We start from the raw sequence: 14,728 nt of genomic DNA on the forward strand, positions 1-14,728 counted from the left end.
GAGCTTGGCGCGGGTGGTTGTTCCCGGCGGTTCCGGGAGCGTCACGCCGGGTGACAGGCGTGCGGGCCCCGCTCGCCGGAGCGGGGCCCGCGCCGGGGTGTCGGTCCCCGTTCCTAAGCTCAGCGGCATGCCAGATGCCTACACCGTGTTGTGGACCCAGGACACCTGCCGCGAACTGCGCAAAGAGGGCCGCGTGGGTCAGCGGCCGCCAGTCGCCTTCAGCGGGGCGCACCAGTCGCTGCCCGCCTGGTCGGGTGCCCGAGTCGGGGACGAGGTGTACGCGCTGCACGTCAAGCAGCGCGAGGTGTTCGTGGTGAGCCGGATGCGGATCGTCGACCGCGAACGCGGCGACTGCTGCGGCGCCGAGCCGGAGACCTGGCGGGACCCTGGGTTCCCCGGGCACGCCGACTGGTGGATGCTCGGTGCCGGCGGCTGCGGCGCCGACGCCGTCCACGTGGACGCCACGCCCGTCCGCTTCGACCAGCGAATACCGGGCGACCTCCTGCCGCGCCTGACCTGGCGCAACCGCCGGAACCAGACTCGAGGACTGAAGTACGTGGTGGACGGGCGCCTCGAACGCTTCGTCAGCCTCCAGGGCTTCTACCGGCTGACTCCGGAGTCGGCCGACGAACTGGCGGAGCTCGTCGGGGCCTGAGGGCGTCGGGCCGTCAGGCCGCGCCCAGCGCCTCGGCCACGGCCGCACGCACGGCCGGGCTGGTTGTGCAGGAAGTCGGGCCGGCCGACTTCCTGCGCACCCAGCCCCCTAACCCTTCACGGGCTCCAGGCGGAGGTGCTGGTGGGGCCAGGGTGGGGGCTCCTCGACCGCGCCGAACCAGAGGCGGGCGTCCTCGCCGGTGCGGACGGGGAGTTGGGGGAAGTCGTTCTCGGCGTGTTCGGTGCGGTGGAGGGCGTGCTCGGGGCCGAGGTGGCGGGCGGCCCAGGTGTCGAAGGCGGCCGCATCGGCGGGGTGGCAGACGGTGGCGCGAAGTTCGCGGCCGTCCGTCGGCAGGGCGAAGCCGGGGCCGCGCAGCAGCAGGACGTCGTCGCTGTCGATCATGGTCGCGTTGGCGGCGTCGCGGTGCTCCCGCCAGACCGGGCCGTAGTAGAACGCCTCCAGCGCGCGGCGGCGCTCCGCCATCGACGGGAAGGCGCGCAGCCAGACGAAGCGGTCCGGGTCGTCCAGGTCGCGGAAGCGGCCGCCGACGGTGATGCCGACCGCCTCCTGGCCGGTCACGAACTCCCGCTCGAACAGCTCGATCAGGGTCTCGCGGGCGCCGGGGTGCAGCGTGTACCGGCGCAGTTCGACGACGAGGCTCATGCGTTGCCCAGCCCGTCGAAGGCCGGACCGGTGCGGGTGAAGTCCATGGTCCAGTTGAGTTCCCAGGAGCGGCCGCCGTCGGCGGAGAACTCCTGCTCCCAGCGGGCGCTGTCCGGGCCGAGGCGGTACCAGGTGAAGTGCACGCGGATCGGGCGGCCGCCGAGGGTGTCCTCGCCGTGGAAGTCGCCCCGGTCACCGGTGAAGCCGCCGGTCACCGGGGGGTCCAGCCGGCCGGTCCGGCTGTCGGACCAGTGGATCGCCCACTGCCCGGTCTCCCGGTCGAACAGCCGCAGGGTGACGCCCCGGAGGCCGCGGGTGGGGAAGGTGATCTCGTCGATGTTGCCGGCGCCCCCGAACAGCGGCCGGACCACCGAGTGGCCGGGGAACTCCTCCCAGGCCCCGCCACCGGAGAGCGGTGCGGTGAGACGGCGATTGGCCACGTCCCACGTGCCGTACAGGAAGTCGAAGTCGTTCATGCGGCGCAGGCTAGGGGCACTCCACTGACAACGCCTGTCAGTGGAGTCGGGAAGACTGGGCGGCATGCGCGCGAGTCGGCTCGTCAACCTGCTGCTCCTCCTCCAGAACCGGGGCCGGATGACCGCCCGGCAGCTGGCCGAGGAGCTGGAGGTGTCCGCCCGGACGGTCTACCGGGACGTCGAGGCGCTCGCCGCCGCCGGGATCCCGCTGTACGGCGAGGCCGGGCACGCGGGCGGCTACCGGCTGGTCGACGGATACCGGACCCGCCTCACCGGGCTGACCGCCGACGAGGCGCAGGCCGCCTTCCTGGCCGCGCTCCCCGGCACCGCCGCCGAACTCGGCCTCGGTGAGGCGCTCGCGACCGCCCAGCTCAAGCTGAGGGCGGCTCTCCCGGCCGAGCTGCGCGAGCACGCCGGACGGATCCAGGAGCGCTTCCTGCTGGACGCCCCCGGCTGGTACGGCGACGCGGACGAGACCCCGCACCTGGCGGCCGTCGCCGCCGCGGTCTGGGGCCGCCGGGCGGTGGTGCTGCGGTACCGGCGCTGGCGGGCGCCGGAGGAGATCGAGCGCAGGGTGGAGCCGTACGGGCTGGTGCTCAAGGCGGGCCGCTGGTACCTGGTGGCCGGCGGGCCGTCCGGGACGCGCACCTACCGGGTCGACCAGATCATCGAACTCGGCGAGCAGCGCGAGGAGTTCGCCGTACCGGGCGGCTTCGGGCTGGCTGCCTACTGGCAGGGCTACCTGGCGGACTTCCGTGCCCGGCTGCACACCGGTGAGGCGCTGGTGCGGCTGACCCCGGAGGGCGCCCGCCGCCTCGGGGTGGCGCCGGCGGAGGGCGGCTGGACGCGGGCCCGGGTGCCGATCGAGTCGGTCGACCACGCCCACGGGGAGTTCCTGCGCCTGGGCGCCGAGGTCGAGGTCCTGGAGCCGGCCGAACTCCGGGACCGCATCGCGGGGACGGTCAGGGCGCTCGCCGCCCGCTACGACGGGTGAGCGCTCAGAGCCCCACGAAGTGGTCGAACTCGCCGTCCTTGGCGCCCAGGATCCAGGCGTTGAGCTTGGTACGGGTGGTGGTGACGACCAGCTCGGGGTTGTCGGACTCGCGGATGTAGACGAACTCGCCCTCGGAGGCGATCTCCAGCCAGTTGGCCTGGTCGGTGCTGAAGCTCGACCTCTGCCAGTCGAGCTGCTCCGTGCGCTCCATGCGTACCCCTCCTGATCGTTCACTACGGCCGCAACGAGGGTACTGCTCAACGAAAGAACACAGCGGCATCGTTTCGGTCATGTCAATTCGTGCGAGACGTTGTGCTATTCCATTGGGGTGTCAGTCGTTCCTACACTGAGACCCCGCCGCACGGGGGCTGCGGGAGGCAGGTTGCCGACGGGCCCGGGGGAGGCACGTGTGACTGACCGGGGCTGGGACGAGGACGAGGCCCGGCCGTACTTCTTCCTCTCCTACGCGCACACCCCCAAGTCCGGTGCGCGCGGTGCCGGCGACCCGAACCACTGGGTCCGACAGCTGTACCGGGACCTCTGCGAGGCGGTGCTGCAACTCACCACCGTCCCGGCCGGGGTGCCGGTCGGATTCATGGACGAGTCCATGCACCAGGGCGAGTTGTGGGCCGAGCGGCTGTCCGAGGAGCTGGCGAGCTGCCGGGTGTTCGTGCCGCTGTACTCGCCCCGCTACTTCAACAGCGTCCCGTGCGGTCAGGAGTGGCACGCCTTCACCCGGCGCCCGGTGTACCCGGCGACCATCGACGCCGAGCGCACCAGCGGCATCGTCCCGGTGCTGTGGGCGCCGATGAGCCGCTACCGGCTGCCCAAGGTGGCCAGCGAACTCCAGTTCAACCACGCCGGGTTCGGGCCCGACTACGCCACCGAGGGCCTCTACGCGCTGATGAAGCTCAGCTACTTCCGCGCAGCCTACGAGCTGGCCGTGCACCGGCTGGCCGCGCGGATCGTGCAGGTCGCGGAGGAGACGGTGATCCCGGTCGGGCGCCGGCTGGACTTCAACACACTGCCCAGCGCCTTCAACGTGACCGCCCCGACCAAGCAGCTGCGGATCTCCGTACTCACCTACCACCAGGGCGAGTTGCCGCCCGACCGCAATCCCGACTTCTACGGCGCCCGGCGTACCGACTGGCACCCCTACCGTCCGGCCGGGTCGCCGATAGCCCAGCACGCGGTCCGCCTGGCGCGGCAGTTGGGGTTCCAGCCGACCGTGCACGAGTTCGACGACGAGGTCGAGTCGATCATCGAGGGCAACGCCGAGGCCCCCGGACTGCTGCTGCTGGACCGGTGGGCGCTGCGCGACCCGCACCGGCGCGAGCTGGTCCGCCGCTTCGACCGCTGCGACGCCACCTGGGTGAGCGTGCTGGAGCCGTGGAACAGCGACGACCCCGAGTGCGACGGCGGCGGCCGGGAACTGGTCGAGCTCAGCGACCAGATCCTGCGGATCACCCGGCGGGCCGGCCGCCCGAGCTTCCTCGGGGTGACCGGCCCGACCGGGCTGGACACCCTGGAGGACTTCGACGACGCCCTGCCCCGGGCGGCGATGAAGGCCAAGTACGCCTTCGAGAGCCGCACCAGGGCCGAACCCGAGGAACCGCCGACGCCCCGGCCGAGCCTGCGGGAGGCATTCCGGCGAGAGCCGGGGGCGTACGGGCCGGACGGCTTCGGCGGACACCGGCCCGACCAGTACGGTCCGGACCCCGTCGACCGGGACCACGACCCGGACGACGGGACCGACCACCGCAACGCCCGTACCAACGACCACCGCGACACCCGCGACGACCGTGACGGCGGCGATGACCCCGATGCTGGGATGGCGCCCTTGGGAGGACCGCACCGATGAGTGAGAACACCACCAGGAACTTCCGCGTCGGCGCCGCCGAGCTGGCCGCCGCGCGCGAGGCCGCCAGGCGAGCCGCGGAGCAGGACCGCCAGGGCCGGATCATCACCTTCTACTCCTACAAGGGCGGCACCGGCCGCACCATGGCCCTCGCCAACACCGCCTGGATCCTCGCCGCCAACGGCTTCCGGGTGCTCACCGTGGACTGGGACCTGGAGGCCCCCGGCCTCGCCAAGTTCTTCCACCCCTTCCTCGACCCGGCCTCCCTGGCCGGCACCACCGGGATGATGGACCTCATCGCCGAGTACCGCGAGGAGGCGCTGCGCCCGGTCGAGCACGCCGAGGGATGGCACCTGGACTTCGCCCGGGTGCACCCGCACGCGCTGTCGCTGTCCTGGCCGCACTTCCCGGCCGGCGGCAGCCTGGACTTCCTCTCCGCGGGCCAGTTCAACCGCGACTACTCCGAGGCCGTCACCCACCTCGACTGGGACATCTTCTACGACCGCTTCGACGGCGGGCAGTTCTTCGACGCGCTCAAGGCCGACATGTCCAAGCGCTACGACTACGTGCTGATCGACTCCCGCACCGGCCTGTCCGACATCGCCGAGATCTGCACCGTCCAGATGCCCGACGACCTGGTGGTCTGCTTCACCCTCAGCGACCAGTCCATCGACGGCGCCTCCCGGATCGCCCAGCACATCCACGACCGCTACCGCGACCGCGGCATCCGCATCCTGCCCGTCCCGATGCGCATCGACGAGGGCGAGAAGGAGAAGGCGGACGCCGGCCGCGCCCTCGCCCGGGTGCGCTTCGACGGCCTGCCCGCGGGCCTGAGCGGCGAGGAGCTCGCCGGCTACTGGGGCTCGGTGGAGATCCCGTACCGGCCGTTCTACGCCTACGAGGAGATCCTCGCCACCTTCGGCGACCAGACCGGCACCCCCACCTCGATGCTGGCCGCCTGCGAGCGGCTCACCTCGATGATCACCGAGGGGCGGGTCACCGGCCTGCCGCCGGTCGACGAGGAGGTGCGGCTGCGCTACGTCGACGCCTTCACCCGCCGCCGCCCGTCCGTCCCCGCCGACCTCTACCTCTCCTACGTGCCCGAGGACCGGATGTGGGCGGACTGGATCGAGTCGGTGCTGACCCGGGCGGGCTTCCGGGTGCTGCCGCGCGATCTCAGCGCCGGCACCGACCCGCGCGAGGAGACGGAGCGCGGTATCGACTCCGCCTACCGCACCGTCGCCGTGCTCTCGCCCGCCTACCAGCGCTCCCCGCAGGCCCGGGCGCTGTGGGAGTCGGTGGTCAACTCCGACCCCTCCGGCACCCGGCGCCAGCTGCTGCCGGTGCGCGTCGGCGACGTCCGGCTCACCGCGCCGTTCAGCAACCGCAACCCGGTCGACCTGGTCGGCCGCGACGAGGCCCAGTCCGTCCAGAGCCTGCTGCGGGCGCTGGGCCGCGGCGAAGCCCCGCTCGGCGACGCCCCCAGCGGCGGCCCGCGCTTCCCCGGCAGCAAGCCCTCGGTGTGGGACGTGCCGCCGCGCAACCCCTCCTTCACCGGCCGCGCCGCCGTGCTGGAGCAGCTCCGCAACCAGCTGCGCGGCGGCATGGCGGCCGTCCTGCCCACCCCGCAGACCCTGTACGGGCTCGGCGGCGTCGGCAAGACCCAGGTCGCGCTGGAGTACGCCCACCGCTTCATGTCCGACTACGACCTGGTCTGGTGGATCGACGCCGAGCAGACCGAGCTGGTCGCCCCCGCGCTCGCCGAACTCGCCCGCCGCCTGGGCCTGCGCGTCGGCGACTCCGTCACCGAGGCCGCCGAGGCCGCCCGGGAGGCACTGCGCCGCGGCGTGCCCACCTCCCGCTGGCTGCTGATCTTCGACAACGCCGACGAACCCAGCGAGATCCGCCGCTTCTTCCCCGGCGGCTCCGGCCACATCCTGGTCACCTCCCGCAACCAGGCCTGGACCGGGCACGCCGAGGCGCTGGAGGTCGACGTCTTCACCCGCGGCGAGAGCGTCGAGCACCTGTGCCGGCGCGCCCGCAGCCTCTCCCGGGCGGACGCCGACCGGGTCGCCGAGGCCGTCGGCGACCTGCCGCTGGCCGTCGAGGTGGCCGCCGCCTGGCTGGACACCACCGGCACCCCGGTGGACACCTACGTCAGCCAGCTGCACGCCGAGGCCGCCCGCGCGCTCGCCGTCGACCACCCCACCGACTACCCCACCCCGGTCGCCGCGACCTGGAACGTCTCGATCGGACGGCTGCGCCAGCAGTCCCCGGCCGCCGTGCGGCTGCTCCAGCTGTGCGCCTTCTTCGCGCCCGAGCCGATCTCCATGAACCTCTTCTACAGCGACCAGATGATCCGGGCGCTGGTGAAGTACGACGCCGACCTCAGCGACAAGTTCATGCTCGGCAAGGTCATCCAGGCGATCGGCCGGTACGCCCTGGCCAAGGTCGACGCCGGCAGCAACAGCTTCCAGGTGCACCGGCTCGTCCAGGCGGTGATCCGGGCCGGGATGAGCGACGACGAGCAGGAGATCGCCGTCCACGAGGTGCACCGCATCCTCACCGGCGCCCGGCCCGTCCTCGGCGACACCGACGACCCGGCCAACTGGCCCGCCTTCGACGAGATCTGGCCCCACCTGTCGCCCTCCAAGGCCCACAACTGCGACGAGGCCGACACCCGCCAGCTGCTCATCGACCGCGTCCGCTACCTGTGGAAGCGCGGCGAACTCGACCGCGCCCGCGACCTCGGCCACGCCCTGGACGCCGAGTGGACCAGCAAGCTCGGCGAGGACGACCGGCAGACCCTGCTGCTGCGCTTCCAACTCGCCAACGTGCTGCGCTCCCAGGGAAGTTACGCCGAGGCGCTGGCGTTGGACGAAGCCACCCTGGAGCGCCAGCGGGCGCTGCTCGGCGAGCACCACCCGTACACCCTGATGACGGCCGGCTCACTCGGCGCCGACCGCCGGGCGCTCGGCCGCTTCCAGGCCGCGCTCGACCTCGACCGGGAGATCCTCGACCAGTTCCGCGAGCTGTTCGGGGACGACAACCCGCGCACGCTCTCCATGGCGAACAACCTGGCGATCGACTACCGCCTCGTCGGCGAGAGCGAGGCCGCCCGCGAACTCGACCAGGAGACCCTGGACCGGCGCACCGCCGTGCTCGGGCCCAAGCACCCGTACACCCTCATCACCAAGTCCGCCCTCGCCCGGGACCTGCGCGAACTCGGCGACTACCGCGGCTCGGTCGACCTGCTCCAGGAGGTCACCGCGGACTTCGGCGACGGCCTGGACCCGGGCCTGCCCGAGAGCCTGCGCAACGCCAAGTCCCTGGCCGTCTCACTGCGTCGGATGGGCCAGCTCGCCGAGGCCCGCCGGATCACCAAGGAGACCTACGAGCGCTACCTGGAGCGCTACGGCGCCGACGCCCCCGACGCGCTGGCCTGCGCGCTCAACCTGGCCGCCGACCACAGCGCCTTCGGCGACAAGGAGGCCGCCCGCGACCTGTGCGCCACCGTCTACGACGGCCACCGGCGGCTGTTCGGCGACGACCACCCCTTCACCCTGGCCTGTGCCAACAACCTCGGCATCTACCTGCGCGGCAGCGGCGACGTCCGGGGCGCCATCGAGACCGGCCGGGCCACCGTCGAGGGTCTGACCCGATCGGCCGGGCCGGACCATCCGTACACCCTCAACGCGATGATCAACCTGGCCAACGCCTACGGCGACGCCGGGCAGACCGAACTCGCCGAGGAACTCGGCCGGGCCGCGTACGCGGGACTGTGCGCGCGCTACTCCCCGCAGCACCCGGACGCGGTGGCCTGCGAGGCCAACCTGGCGATCACCCTGAGGGCGGCCGGCCGGCACACCCAGGCCGCCGAACTGCGCGCCCGGGCGATCTCCGAGCTGATCCGGCAGTTCGGCGAGGAGCACCCCAACACGGTGTCCGCGCGGGGCTGGAAGCGGATCAACCGCGACCTGGAGCCGCAGCCGGTGTGACCGGGGGAGGGGCGGGGTACCCTGCCGGACCATGGATACTCCGCCCCCGGTCCTGGTCACCCGGCGCCCCGCGCCCGGCGTCCTCGAACGGCTCACCGCCCGGTACGCCGCCACCTGCCGCGAGAGCGACCGGGAGCTGGAGCGGGCCGAACTGCTCGACGCCGTCCGCGGCCGCCGGGCCGTGCTGACCACCCTCAACACCCGGGTGGACGCCGAGTTCCTGGACGCGGCCGGCCCGCAGCTGGAGATCGTCGCCAACCACGCGGTCGGCTACCACAACATCGACCTCGCGGCCTGCGCCGAACGCGGCGTGGTGGTCACCAACACCCCCGGCGTGCTCACCAACGCCACCGCCGAGACCGCCTGGGCGCTGCTGCTGGCCGCCACCCGCCGGCTCGGCGAGGGCGAACGGCTGCTGCGCTCCGGAACGCCCTGGACCTGGGGCCCGAACTTCCTGCTCGGCCTGGAACTGGCCGGCACCCCGCTCGGCGTGCTCGGCATGGGCCGGATCGGGCAGTCGGTGGCCCGCCGGGCCCGCGCCTTCGACATGCCGGTCAGCTACCACAACCGCCGCGAACTGCCCGCCGAGCAGGCCGACGGCGCAGAGTGGAAGCCGCTGGAGGAACTGCTCGCCACCTCGACCGTGCTGGTCGTCACCTGCCCGTGCACCGAGGAGACCCGGCACCTGCTGGACGCCCGCCGGCTGGCCATGCTGCCGCCCGGCGCGGTGGTGGTCAGCATGACCGCCGGCGTGGTGGACGAGGAGGCGCTGGCCGCCGCACTGGAGTCCGGGGCGCTGTTCGCCGCCGCCGTGGACAACTTCGAGCACGAGCCGGACGTCCCGTCCGCGCTGCTCGCCCAGGAACGCGCGGTGCTGGTCCCGCACCTGGGCAGTGCCACCGTCCGCACCCGGCAGGCGATGGGCGGCCTGGCGGTGGACAACATCGTGGCCGTACTCGACGGCTCCGAGCCGCTGACGCCGGTGAAGCCGTAGCCGCTAGCCGGCCGCCCAGGCCAGGGCCGTGGTCATCACCCGGAACGCCCCGAAGTGCGCGGCGCCGGGCTCCAGGAAGAGCTCGGCGCCGGGGATGTGGTCGGCCAGCCAACGGGAGTGGTCGACCGGCGAGAACTGGTCGTCGGCGCCGTGCCACAGCCAGGTCGGCACCCCGACCGACCCGACGTCGAAGCCCCAGTCGGCGGTGAAGGCCAGCACGTCGTCGATCCAGCCGTCCGCGCCGTGCCGGAACGCCTCCCGGTAGTTGCTCTGCAGCATCCTCCGCAGCCCGCTGTCCGCCACCACCTCCCGGTCGGTACCGGTGAGTTCGGTGCGCAGCCCGTTCAGCAGCCGGACCGGGTCGTCCTTGATCTGCCGGGAGCGGAACTCCATCGCGTCGGCGATCCGGCCGTGCCCGCGCTCCGCCTCCCGGTAGGCGCGGACGTTGGACGGGGTCATCCCCGCGTACCAGTCCAGGCCGGTCGCGTTGCGCGGCGCCAGCCCCACCAGCACCGCGACCCGGCTGACCCGCTCCGGCAGCATCGCCGCGCAGGCCAGCGCGTGCGGGCCGCCGCCGGACCGGCCCAGCACCGCGAAGCCGTCCAGCCCCAACTCGTCCGCGATGGTGCGCACATCGGCCGCCGCGTGCGACACCCGGCGGCCGAACAGCCGGGTGGAGTCCCCGTAGCCGGGCCGGTCGTAGGAGATCAGCCGCACCCCCAGCCGGTACAGCACGGTGCTGCGCGGGTGCGGGCCGACCCGGCTGCCGGGCATGCCGTGCAGCAGGAACACCGGACGGCCGCGCGGGTCGCCGAGGGACTCGACGGCCAGGGCCCGGCCGTCCGACGTCTTGACCATCCGTAACGCCACGCGTTCCTCCTCAGTGCTCCCGGTCGGTGGTGGTGCGCACCTCCCGGCGGGCCTGCCAGGTGGTGTGCTCGCGGGACACCGCGTCCTCGGCGTCCCGGGCCAGCCGGGCCCAGATCTCCTCGGCGTCCGGCGACTCCAGGTCCAGCCGGGCGAGTTGGAGGCGGATCAGCTCCAGCTCCTCGGCGGCCAGGCCGTACGCGGCGGCCAGCGGGCGGTACTGGCGCAGCTGCGCCCAGGCCGTCACCGAGGCGGCCACCGCCGAGACCGTGCCCAGCGCGTCGTAGGTGAACGCGCCGAGCGCCCGCAGCACCGCCAGCGCCAGGCCCAGCGCCGGCAGCAGTACGCCCAGCACGCCGGTCCAGTACCCGGCGCGGGCGCAGTAGCGGGCCTTGCTGCGGTACCAGTCGTGCTGCACCCGGATCCGCTCGTTCAGGTACACCTCGCGGCGCACCGCCAGCGGCTGCCCGCGCAGGTCGCGCATGGCCTCGGTGATCTCGATCCCGTTCGCCGGCACCGCCACCGGACCGTCCCGGAAGGCGCCCAGCACCCGCGTGAGCTGAAAGCGGTACAGCCCCTCGGCGTCCGGCAGGCTGCGCGGCGGCGGCTGGTAGGCGTCCGCCCGTACGGCGAACTTCCAGGCCAGCGTCTTCACCGACTCGGCGGCCGCCCGGCCCTCGTACCACAGGCCCTGCGGGTTCTGCCGGCTGATCACCACCGCCAGCGCCATCGCGCCCAGGTACCCTGCGGCGGCCGGCCAGGCCCACGGCTCGCCGTCGGCCGAGCCGGTCGCGGCGGCGACCAGCAGCAGCGCCAGCTCCCAGGCGGAGAGCAGCACCGCGCGGCGCTGGCCGCGCAGCGAGGCCGCGTCGGCGGCCCAGAAGAACTCGGGCAGCAGCTCCCGCTCGCGCACCCACCCGGTCCGTCCCGCCCCAGACGCCATGCTCGGCCCCCACCCGTCGCTCCGGTCCCTCCGCTCTCCTGCCCCGGGCGGCTTCCCGGTACGCCTGGCCCGGGCCGGGGCGGTCGGCAATGGCCGGGAAGCCCCGGTGAATTGTCCGGTACGGTCCGTAGTCGCACCAGCACCCGAAGTCATGGGTGGTGCCGGTGGCCGTACCGGTGCCGGCGGGGGTACGGGGCTCAGTAGGTGTAGAAGATGCGCTCGGCGTTGTCGGCCATCTGCTTCGCGTTCCACTCGGTGCCCCCCGGGACGTTGCCGGAGCGGAACAGCGGCGGTGCGGGAGCCTCCCCGGCGGCCGCCCGGTCCGCCAGCCGGCCGACCGCCGAGGCGACCACGGCCTGCATCAGCGCGCTGGTGACGAGGGTGGAGACCGGGCCGAAGGAGGTCTCGGCGCCCGGGTGGGACAGTTCGCCGTCGCCGACCGCGATCTTGTTGTCCAGCACCACGTCGCAGTGGTCCTTCAGGTAGGCGCCGGAGGGGTGCGCCGAGGGCACCTCGCCCGGGTAGGCCAGCGAGGTCACGCCGATCACCTTCAGCCCGCGGTCCCGGGCGTACCGGGCCAGCTCGACCGGCATCACCTGGCGGCCGGACAACGAGATCAGGAACAGCAGGTCCCCGCTGGTCGCCGGGGTCAGGTCCAGGGCCGAGGTGGCGAGCCCGGAGACCCGCTCCAGCGCGCTGGACAGCGGCGCGGGCATCATCGTCACCCCGGCCATCCCCGGGACGTTCAGCAGGTTCACCGGGACCAGTCCGCCGGCCCGGTAGACCACGTCCTGGGCCGGCAGCGAGGAGTGCCCGGCGCCGAAGGTGAAGACCCGGCGGCCCTCGGTGATCGCCTCGGCCAGCAGGGCGGCCGCCGCCTCGATGGTGTCGGCCTCCTCCTCGCGGACCCGGTTCAGGTGGGCGATCGCGGCGTCGAAGTAGCTGCCGACCAGGTCGTTCATCGGTTGCCTTCGCTCTCTGCCGGTGAGGGGGCCGGCCGGGTGGGGCGGCCGGGGGTGGTCCAGACCGCCAGTGGAGAAAGCTACGGCGAGCACGGTCGCGCCCCGGCGGCACCGCTGTCAACAGGAACGAAAACGGGTGGCGGAAGCCCCCGGGCGGGTCCGGTTGTCGGTGCGGTACGTCAGAATTGGCGGTGAGGACACCGAAGAACGGAGCCAGCGGCGATGTCTGGGCTGATCGACACCACTGAGATGTACCTTCGCACCATCCTGGAGCTGGAGGAAGAGGGCATCGTCCCGATGCGTGCCCGGATCGCGGAGCGCCTGGAACAGAGCGGCCCCACGGTCAGCCAGACGGTCGGCCGGATGGAGCGCGACGGGCTGCTCCAGGTCGCCGGGGACCGCCACCTCGAACTCACCGAGGAGGGCCGCCGGCTCGCCGTGCGCGTCATGCGCAAGCACCGCATCGCCGAGTGCCTGCTCGTCGACGTGATCGGCCTGGAGTGGGAGCAGGTGCACGAGGAGGCCTGCCGCTGGGAGCACGTGATGAGCGAGACGGTCGAGCGCAAGGTGCTCGCCATGCTCGGCCACCCGACCCAGTCCCCGTACGGCAACCCGATCCCGGGCCTGGACGAGCTGGGCGACACCAAGGCCGAGGGCGAGGGCTTCGACGCCGCGCTCGTCCCGCTGGACTCCGTCAAGCCCGGTGAGACCGGGGCGGACGTGGTGGTCCGCCGGATCGGCGAGCCGATCCAGACCGACAGCGCGCTGATGAGCACCCTGCGCCGGGCCGGCATCCGGCCGGGCTCGACGGTCAAGGTGACCACCGGGGTCGGCGGTGTGCTGGTCGGCAGCGGCGAGAACGCGGCGGAACTGGGCAAGGACATCGCCCAGCACGTGTTCGTCGCCCAGGGCTGAGGGCTCCGGCCTGCCGCTTCCTCCGCGACTCCCGCTGCGACAGCGCCGGGCCGGTACTGACGATCGGGGCCCGCTGCTCCCCGTGCAGCGGGCCCTTCCCGTCCTCCCCGTTCCCCTCCGCCCCTCCTGGTCCCCTCCACCGCCTCGCCCGGCTTCCCCGTCCGAGCGACCCTTCCGGCGTCCCCTCGCACCGGAATTCCTCCCCTCGGCCGATCATGGCAATCCTTGAGCGCTGTCACTCGTACGAGGGGCTTTTCCGGTTGACCAGCGGGTAGACCGAAGCCTTATCCGCAAATGCGTATGACGGGCCCCGTCTCCGGTGGGAGACAAGGCCCGTCACTCGCGCGCGTTGTGTCGCGCAGTGCTCGCCCTCACCCGATCGGCTCAGGGCGGCAGGATCCGGGGGCCGCTGCCCGGGGTCAGACCCCGGCTGGCTGGGCGGCCTGGAGCTGCTGGGCGGGCGCCTCGCGGCCGCAGGCGTACGCCAGCGGGCTGATCAGCTCGGCGGCGTCCGGCAGCCAGCGGTTGGACTCGGAGGGGGAGCGGGCCCACTGGGCGTAGCCGGTGGAGCCGACCCGGGACGGCGGGGCGACCGTCCAGTCCCCCTCGCCGCGGGCGACCAGGTCCAGCCGCCCGGGCGGCCAGCCCAGCTTGCGGAGCATCTCCGGCAGCTTGGCCGCGACCCCGGGCAGCACCAGGAAGTGCAGCCGCCGCCCGAGCCGCCCGGGCGAGGACGGCAGCACCGCGACCGGGCCGAGCTGGAGGTCCATCCGCTCCATCCGGGCCAGCGCCAGGCACCCGGCCGTCTCCGGCACGTCCAGGACGTCGAAGGACCGGCCGGTGGGCAGCAGGATCGACGCCCGGGGCCGTTCGGTCCACCAGCGCCGCACCGCGCCCGGCCCGGCGCTCGCCCGGCGGGCCCAGTCCGCGTCCATCGGGTGGGCTCCCGGCAGCGCGCAGCGCGGGTCGCCGCAGGAGCAGCGGGCGGGCCCGTCGCCGTCGATCAGCCAGGCGCCCGGGGCCACCTCCCAGTGGCGGTTCTCGGCGTAGCCGACGGCTTCGATCAGCAGCGGGGGCGGGCCGGCGGTCTCGTCCTGGCCGGGGGCGTCGGGGATCTCTTCCACGGGCTGCTCAACTACCGTGTGTGAGGCTGGTTACGGGCCGGGGGCCCCCGGTCGGCCGCATCCCGGCAATGTCACCCGAACCGGTGACTCACGCGAGTTGGTGCGGGCGGCGGCGGGCGCAGCGGGGGCGCACGGAAGCATTTCCCAGGGCGCGCGGGGGGTGCGGTTCGTCACCGTGGGTATCCCGCTGACGTTGCTGATCGCTAACCTGGTGTCAGATTCCTTGGACGGTCGGACAGTCGGCAACAGATCAGCACATCGTCGCCCGCCGGCCGGGAC

13 protein-coding genes are annotated in these 14,728 nt (G+C 73.3%); 6 read left to right on the forward strand and 7 right to left on the reverse strand.

The window, feature by feature from the left end; all coding sequences use genetic code 11:
* The first annotated feature begins 127 nt into the window (after positions 1-127).
* Complete coding sequence (locus tag HS99_RS12265) at positions 128-655, forward strand: hypothetical protein (RefSeq protein WP_030287133.1); 528 nt, start codon at positions 128-130, stop codon at positions 653-655.
* A 108-nt stretch (positions 656-763) separates the two neighbouring features.
* Here HS99_RS12265 and HS99_RS12270 read toward each other — a convergent pair whose 3' ends face one another.
* Together HS99_RS12270 and HS99_RS12275 are read right to left on the reverse strand one after the other, a co-directional pair.
* Entirely contained in the window at positions 764-1,318 is a 555-nt protein-coding gene (locus HS99_RS12270) for an NIPSNAP family protein (protein ID WP_046386015.1), read from the reverse strand.
* The gene (locus HS99_RS12275; protein WP_030552683.1) at positions 1,315-1,794 is read right to left on the reverse strand and encodes a hypothetical protein; all 480 of its coding nucleotides are present in this window, start codon (positions 1,792-1,794) and stop codon (positions 1,315-1,317) included. Before HS99_RS12275 ends, HS99_RS12270 begins: the two co-directional genes overlap by 4 nt.
* A gap of 64 nt (positions 1,795-1,858) precedes the next feature.
* Here HS99_RS12275 and HS99_RS12280 point away from each other — a divergent pair, with 64 nt between their 5' ends.
* A complete protein-coding gene (locus HS99_RS12280) occupies positions 1,859-2,788 on the forward strand; it encodes a helix-turn-helix transcriptional regulator (RefSeq protein WP_030552685.1) in 930 nt (309 codons plus the stop codon).
* A 4-nt stretch (positions 2,789-2,792) separates the two neighbouring features.
* On the opposite strand, the gene HS99_RS12285 is transcribed toward HS99_RS12280, so the two are convergent.
* Positions 2,793-2,999: a DUF397 domain-containing protein gene (locus tag HS99_RS12285; RefSeq protein ID WP_030287141.1), complete on the reverse strand. Its 207-nt coding sequence runs from the start codon at positions 2,997-2,999 to the stop codon at positions 2,793-2,795.
* A gap of 198 nt (positions 3,000-3,197) precedes the next feature.
* Here HS99_RS12285 and HS99_RS12290 point away from each other — a divergent pair, with 198 nt between their 5' ends.
* Genes HS99_RS12290 through HS99_RS12300 form a run of 3 tightly spaced genes read left to right on the forward strand, consistent with a single transcriptional unit; the run spans position 3,198 to position 9,638 of the window.
* The gene (locus HS99_RS12290; protein ID WP_050366628.1) at positions 3,198-4,649 is read left to right on the forward strand and encodes a TIR-like protein FxsC; all 1,452 of its coding nucleotides are present in this window, start codon (positions 3,198-3,200) and stop codon (positions 4,647-4,649) included.
* On the forward strand, positions 4,646-8,644 hold the full coding sequence (gene fxsT, locus HS99_RS12295; RefSeq protein ID WP_078867479.1) for an FxSxx-COOH system tetratricopeptide repeat protein: 3,999 nt from the start codon (positions 4,646-4,648) through the stop codon (positions 8,642-8,644). Before HS99_RS12290 ends, fxsT begins: the two co-directional genes overlap by 4 nt.
* A gap of 31 nt (positions 8,645-8,675) precedes the next feature.
* Complete coding sequence (locus tag HS99_RS12300; RefSeq protein WP_030287147.1) at positions 8,676-9,638, forward strand: 2-hydroxyacid dehydrogenase; 963 nt, start codon at positions 8,676-8,678, stop codon at positions 9,636-9,638.
* A 3-nt stretch (positions 9,639-9,641) separates the two neighbouring features.
* On the opposite strand, the gene HS99_RS12305 is transcribed toward HS99_RS12300, so the two are convergent.
* The 3 genes from HS99_RS12305 to HS99_RS12315 form a co-directional block, all read right to left on the reverse strand.
* Complete coding sequence (locus HS99_RS12305) at positions 9,642-10,496, reverse strand: alpha/beta fold hydrolase (protein WP_030287149.1); 855 nt, start codon at positions 10,494-10,496, stop codon at positions 9,642-9,644.
* A gap of 22 nt (positions 10,497-10,518) precedes the next feature.
* Complete coding sequence (locus HS99_RS12310; RefSeq protein WP_030287151.1) at positions 10,519-11,418, reverse strand: DUF4231 domain-containing protein; 900 nt, start codon at positions 11,416-11,418, stop codon at positions 10,519-10,521.
* Between the two features lie 227 nt (positions 11,419-11,645).
* Positions 11,646-12,410 carry a sugar isomerase domain-containing protein gene (locus HS99_RS12315; protein WP_030552688.1) on the reverse strand — a complete coding sequence of 255 codons (765 nt, stop codon included), beginning with the start codon at positions 12,408-12,410 and terminating at the stop codon, positions 11,646-11,648.
* A gap of 222 nt (positions 12,411-12,632) precedes the next feature.
* On the opposite strand from HS99_RS12315, the gene HS99_RS12320 reads away from it, so the two are divergent.
* On the forward strand, positions 12,633-13,325 hold the full coding sequence (locus tag HS99_RS12320) for an iron-dependent transcriptional repressor DtxR (protein WP_030287155.1): 693 nt from the start codon (positions 12,633-12,635) through the stop codon (positions 13,323-13,325).
* A gap of 419 nt (positions 13,326-13,744) precedes the next feature.
* Here the strand turns inward: HS99_RS12320 and HS99_RS12325 are convergent, their stop codons facing one another.
* Positions 13,745-14,449: a bifunctional DNA primase/polymerase gene (locus HS99_RS12325; RefSeq protein ID WP_033347773.1), complete on the reverse strand. Its 705-nt coding sequence runs from the start codon at positions 14,447-14,449 to the stop codon at positions 13,745-13,747.
* Positions 14,450-14,728 lie beyond the last annotated feature (279 nt).

It is taken from the genome of Kitasatospora aureofaciens (genome assembly GCF_001188955.3).
In the GTDB taxonomy this organism is placed as follows: Bacteria; Actinomycetota; Actinomycetes; order Streptomycetales; family Streptomycetaceae; genus Kitasatospora; species Kitasatospora aureofaciens.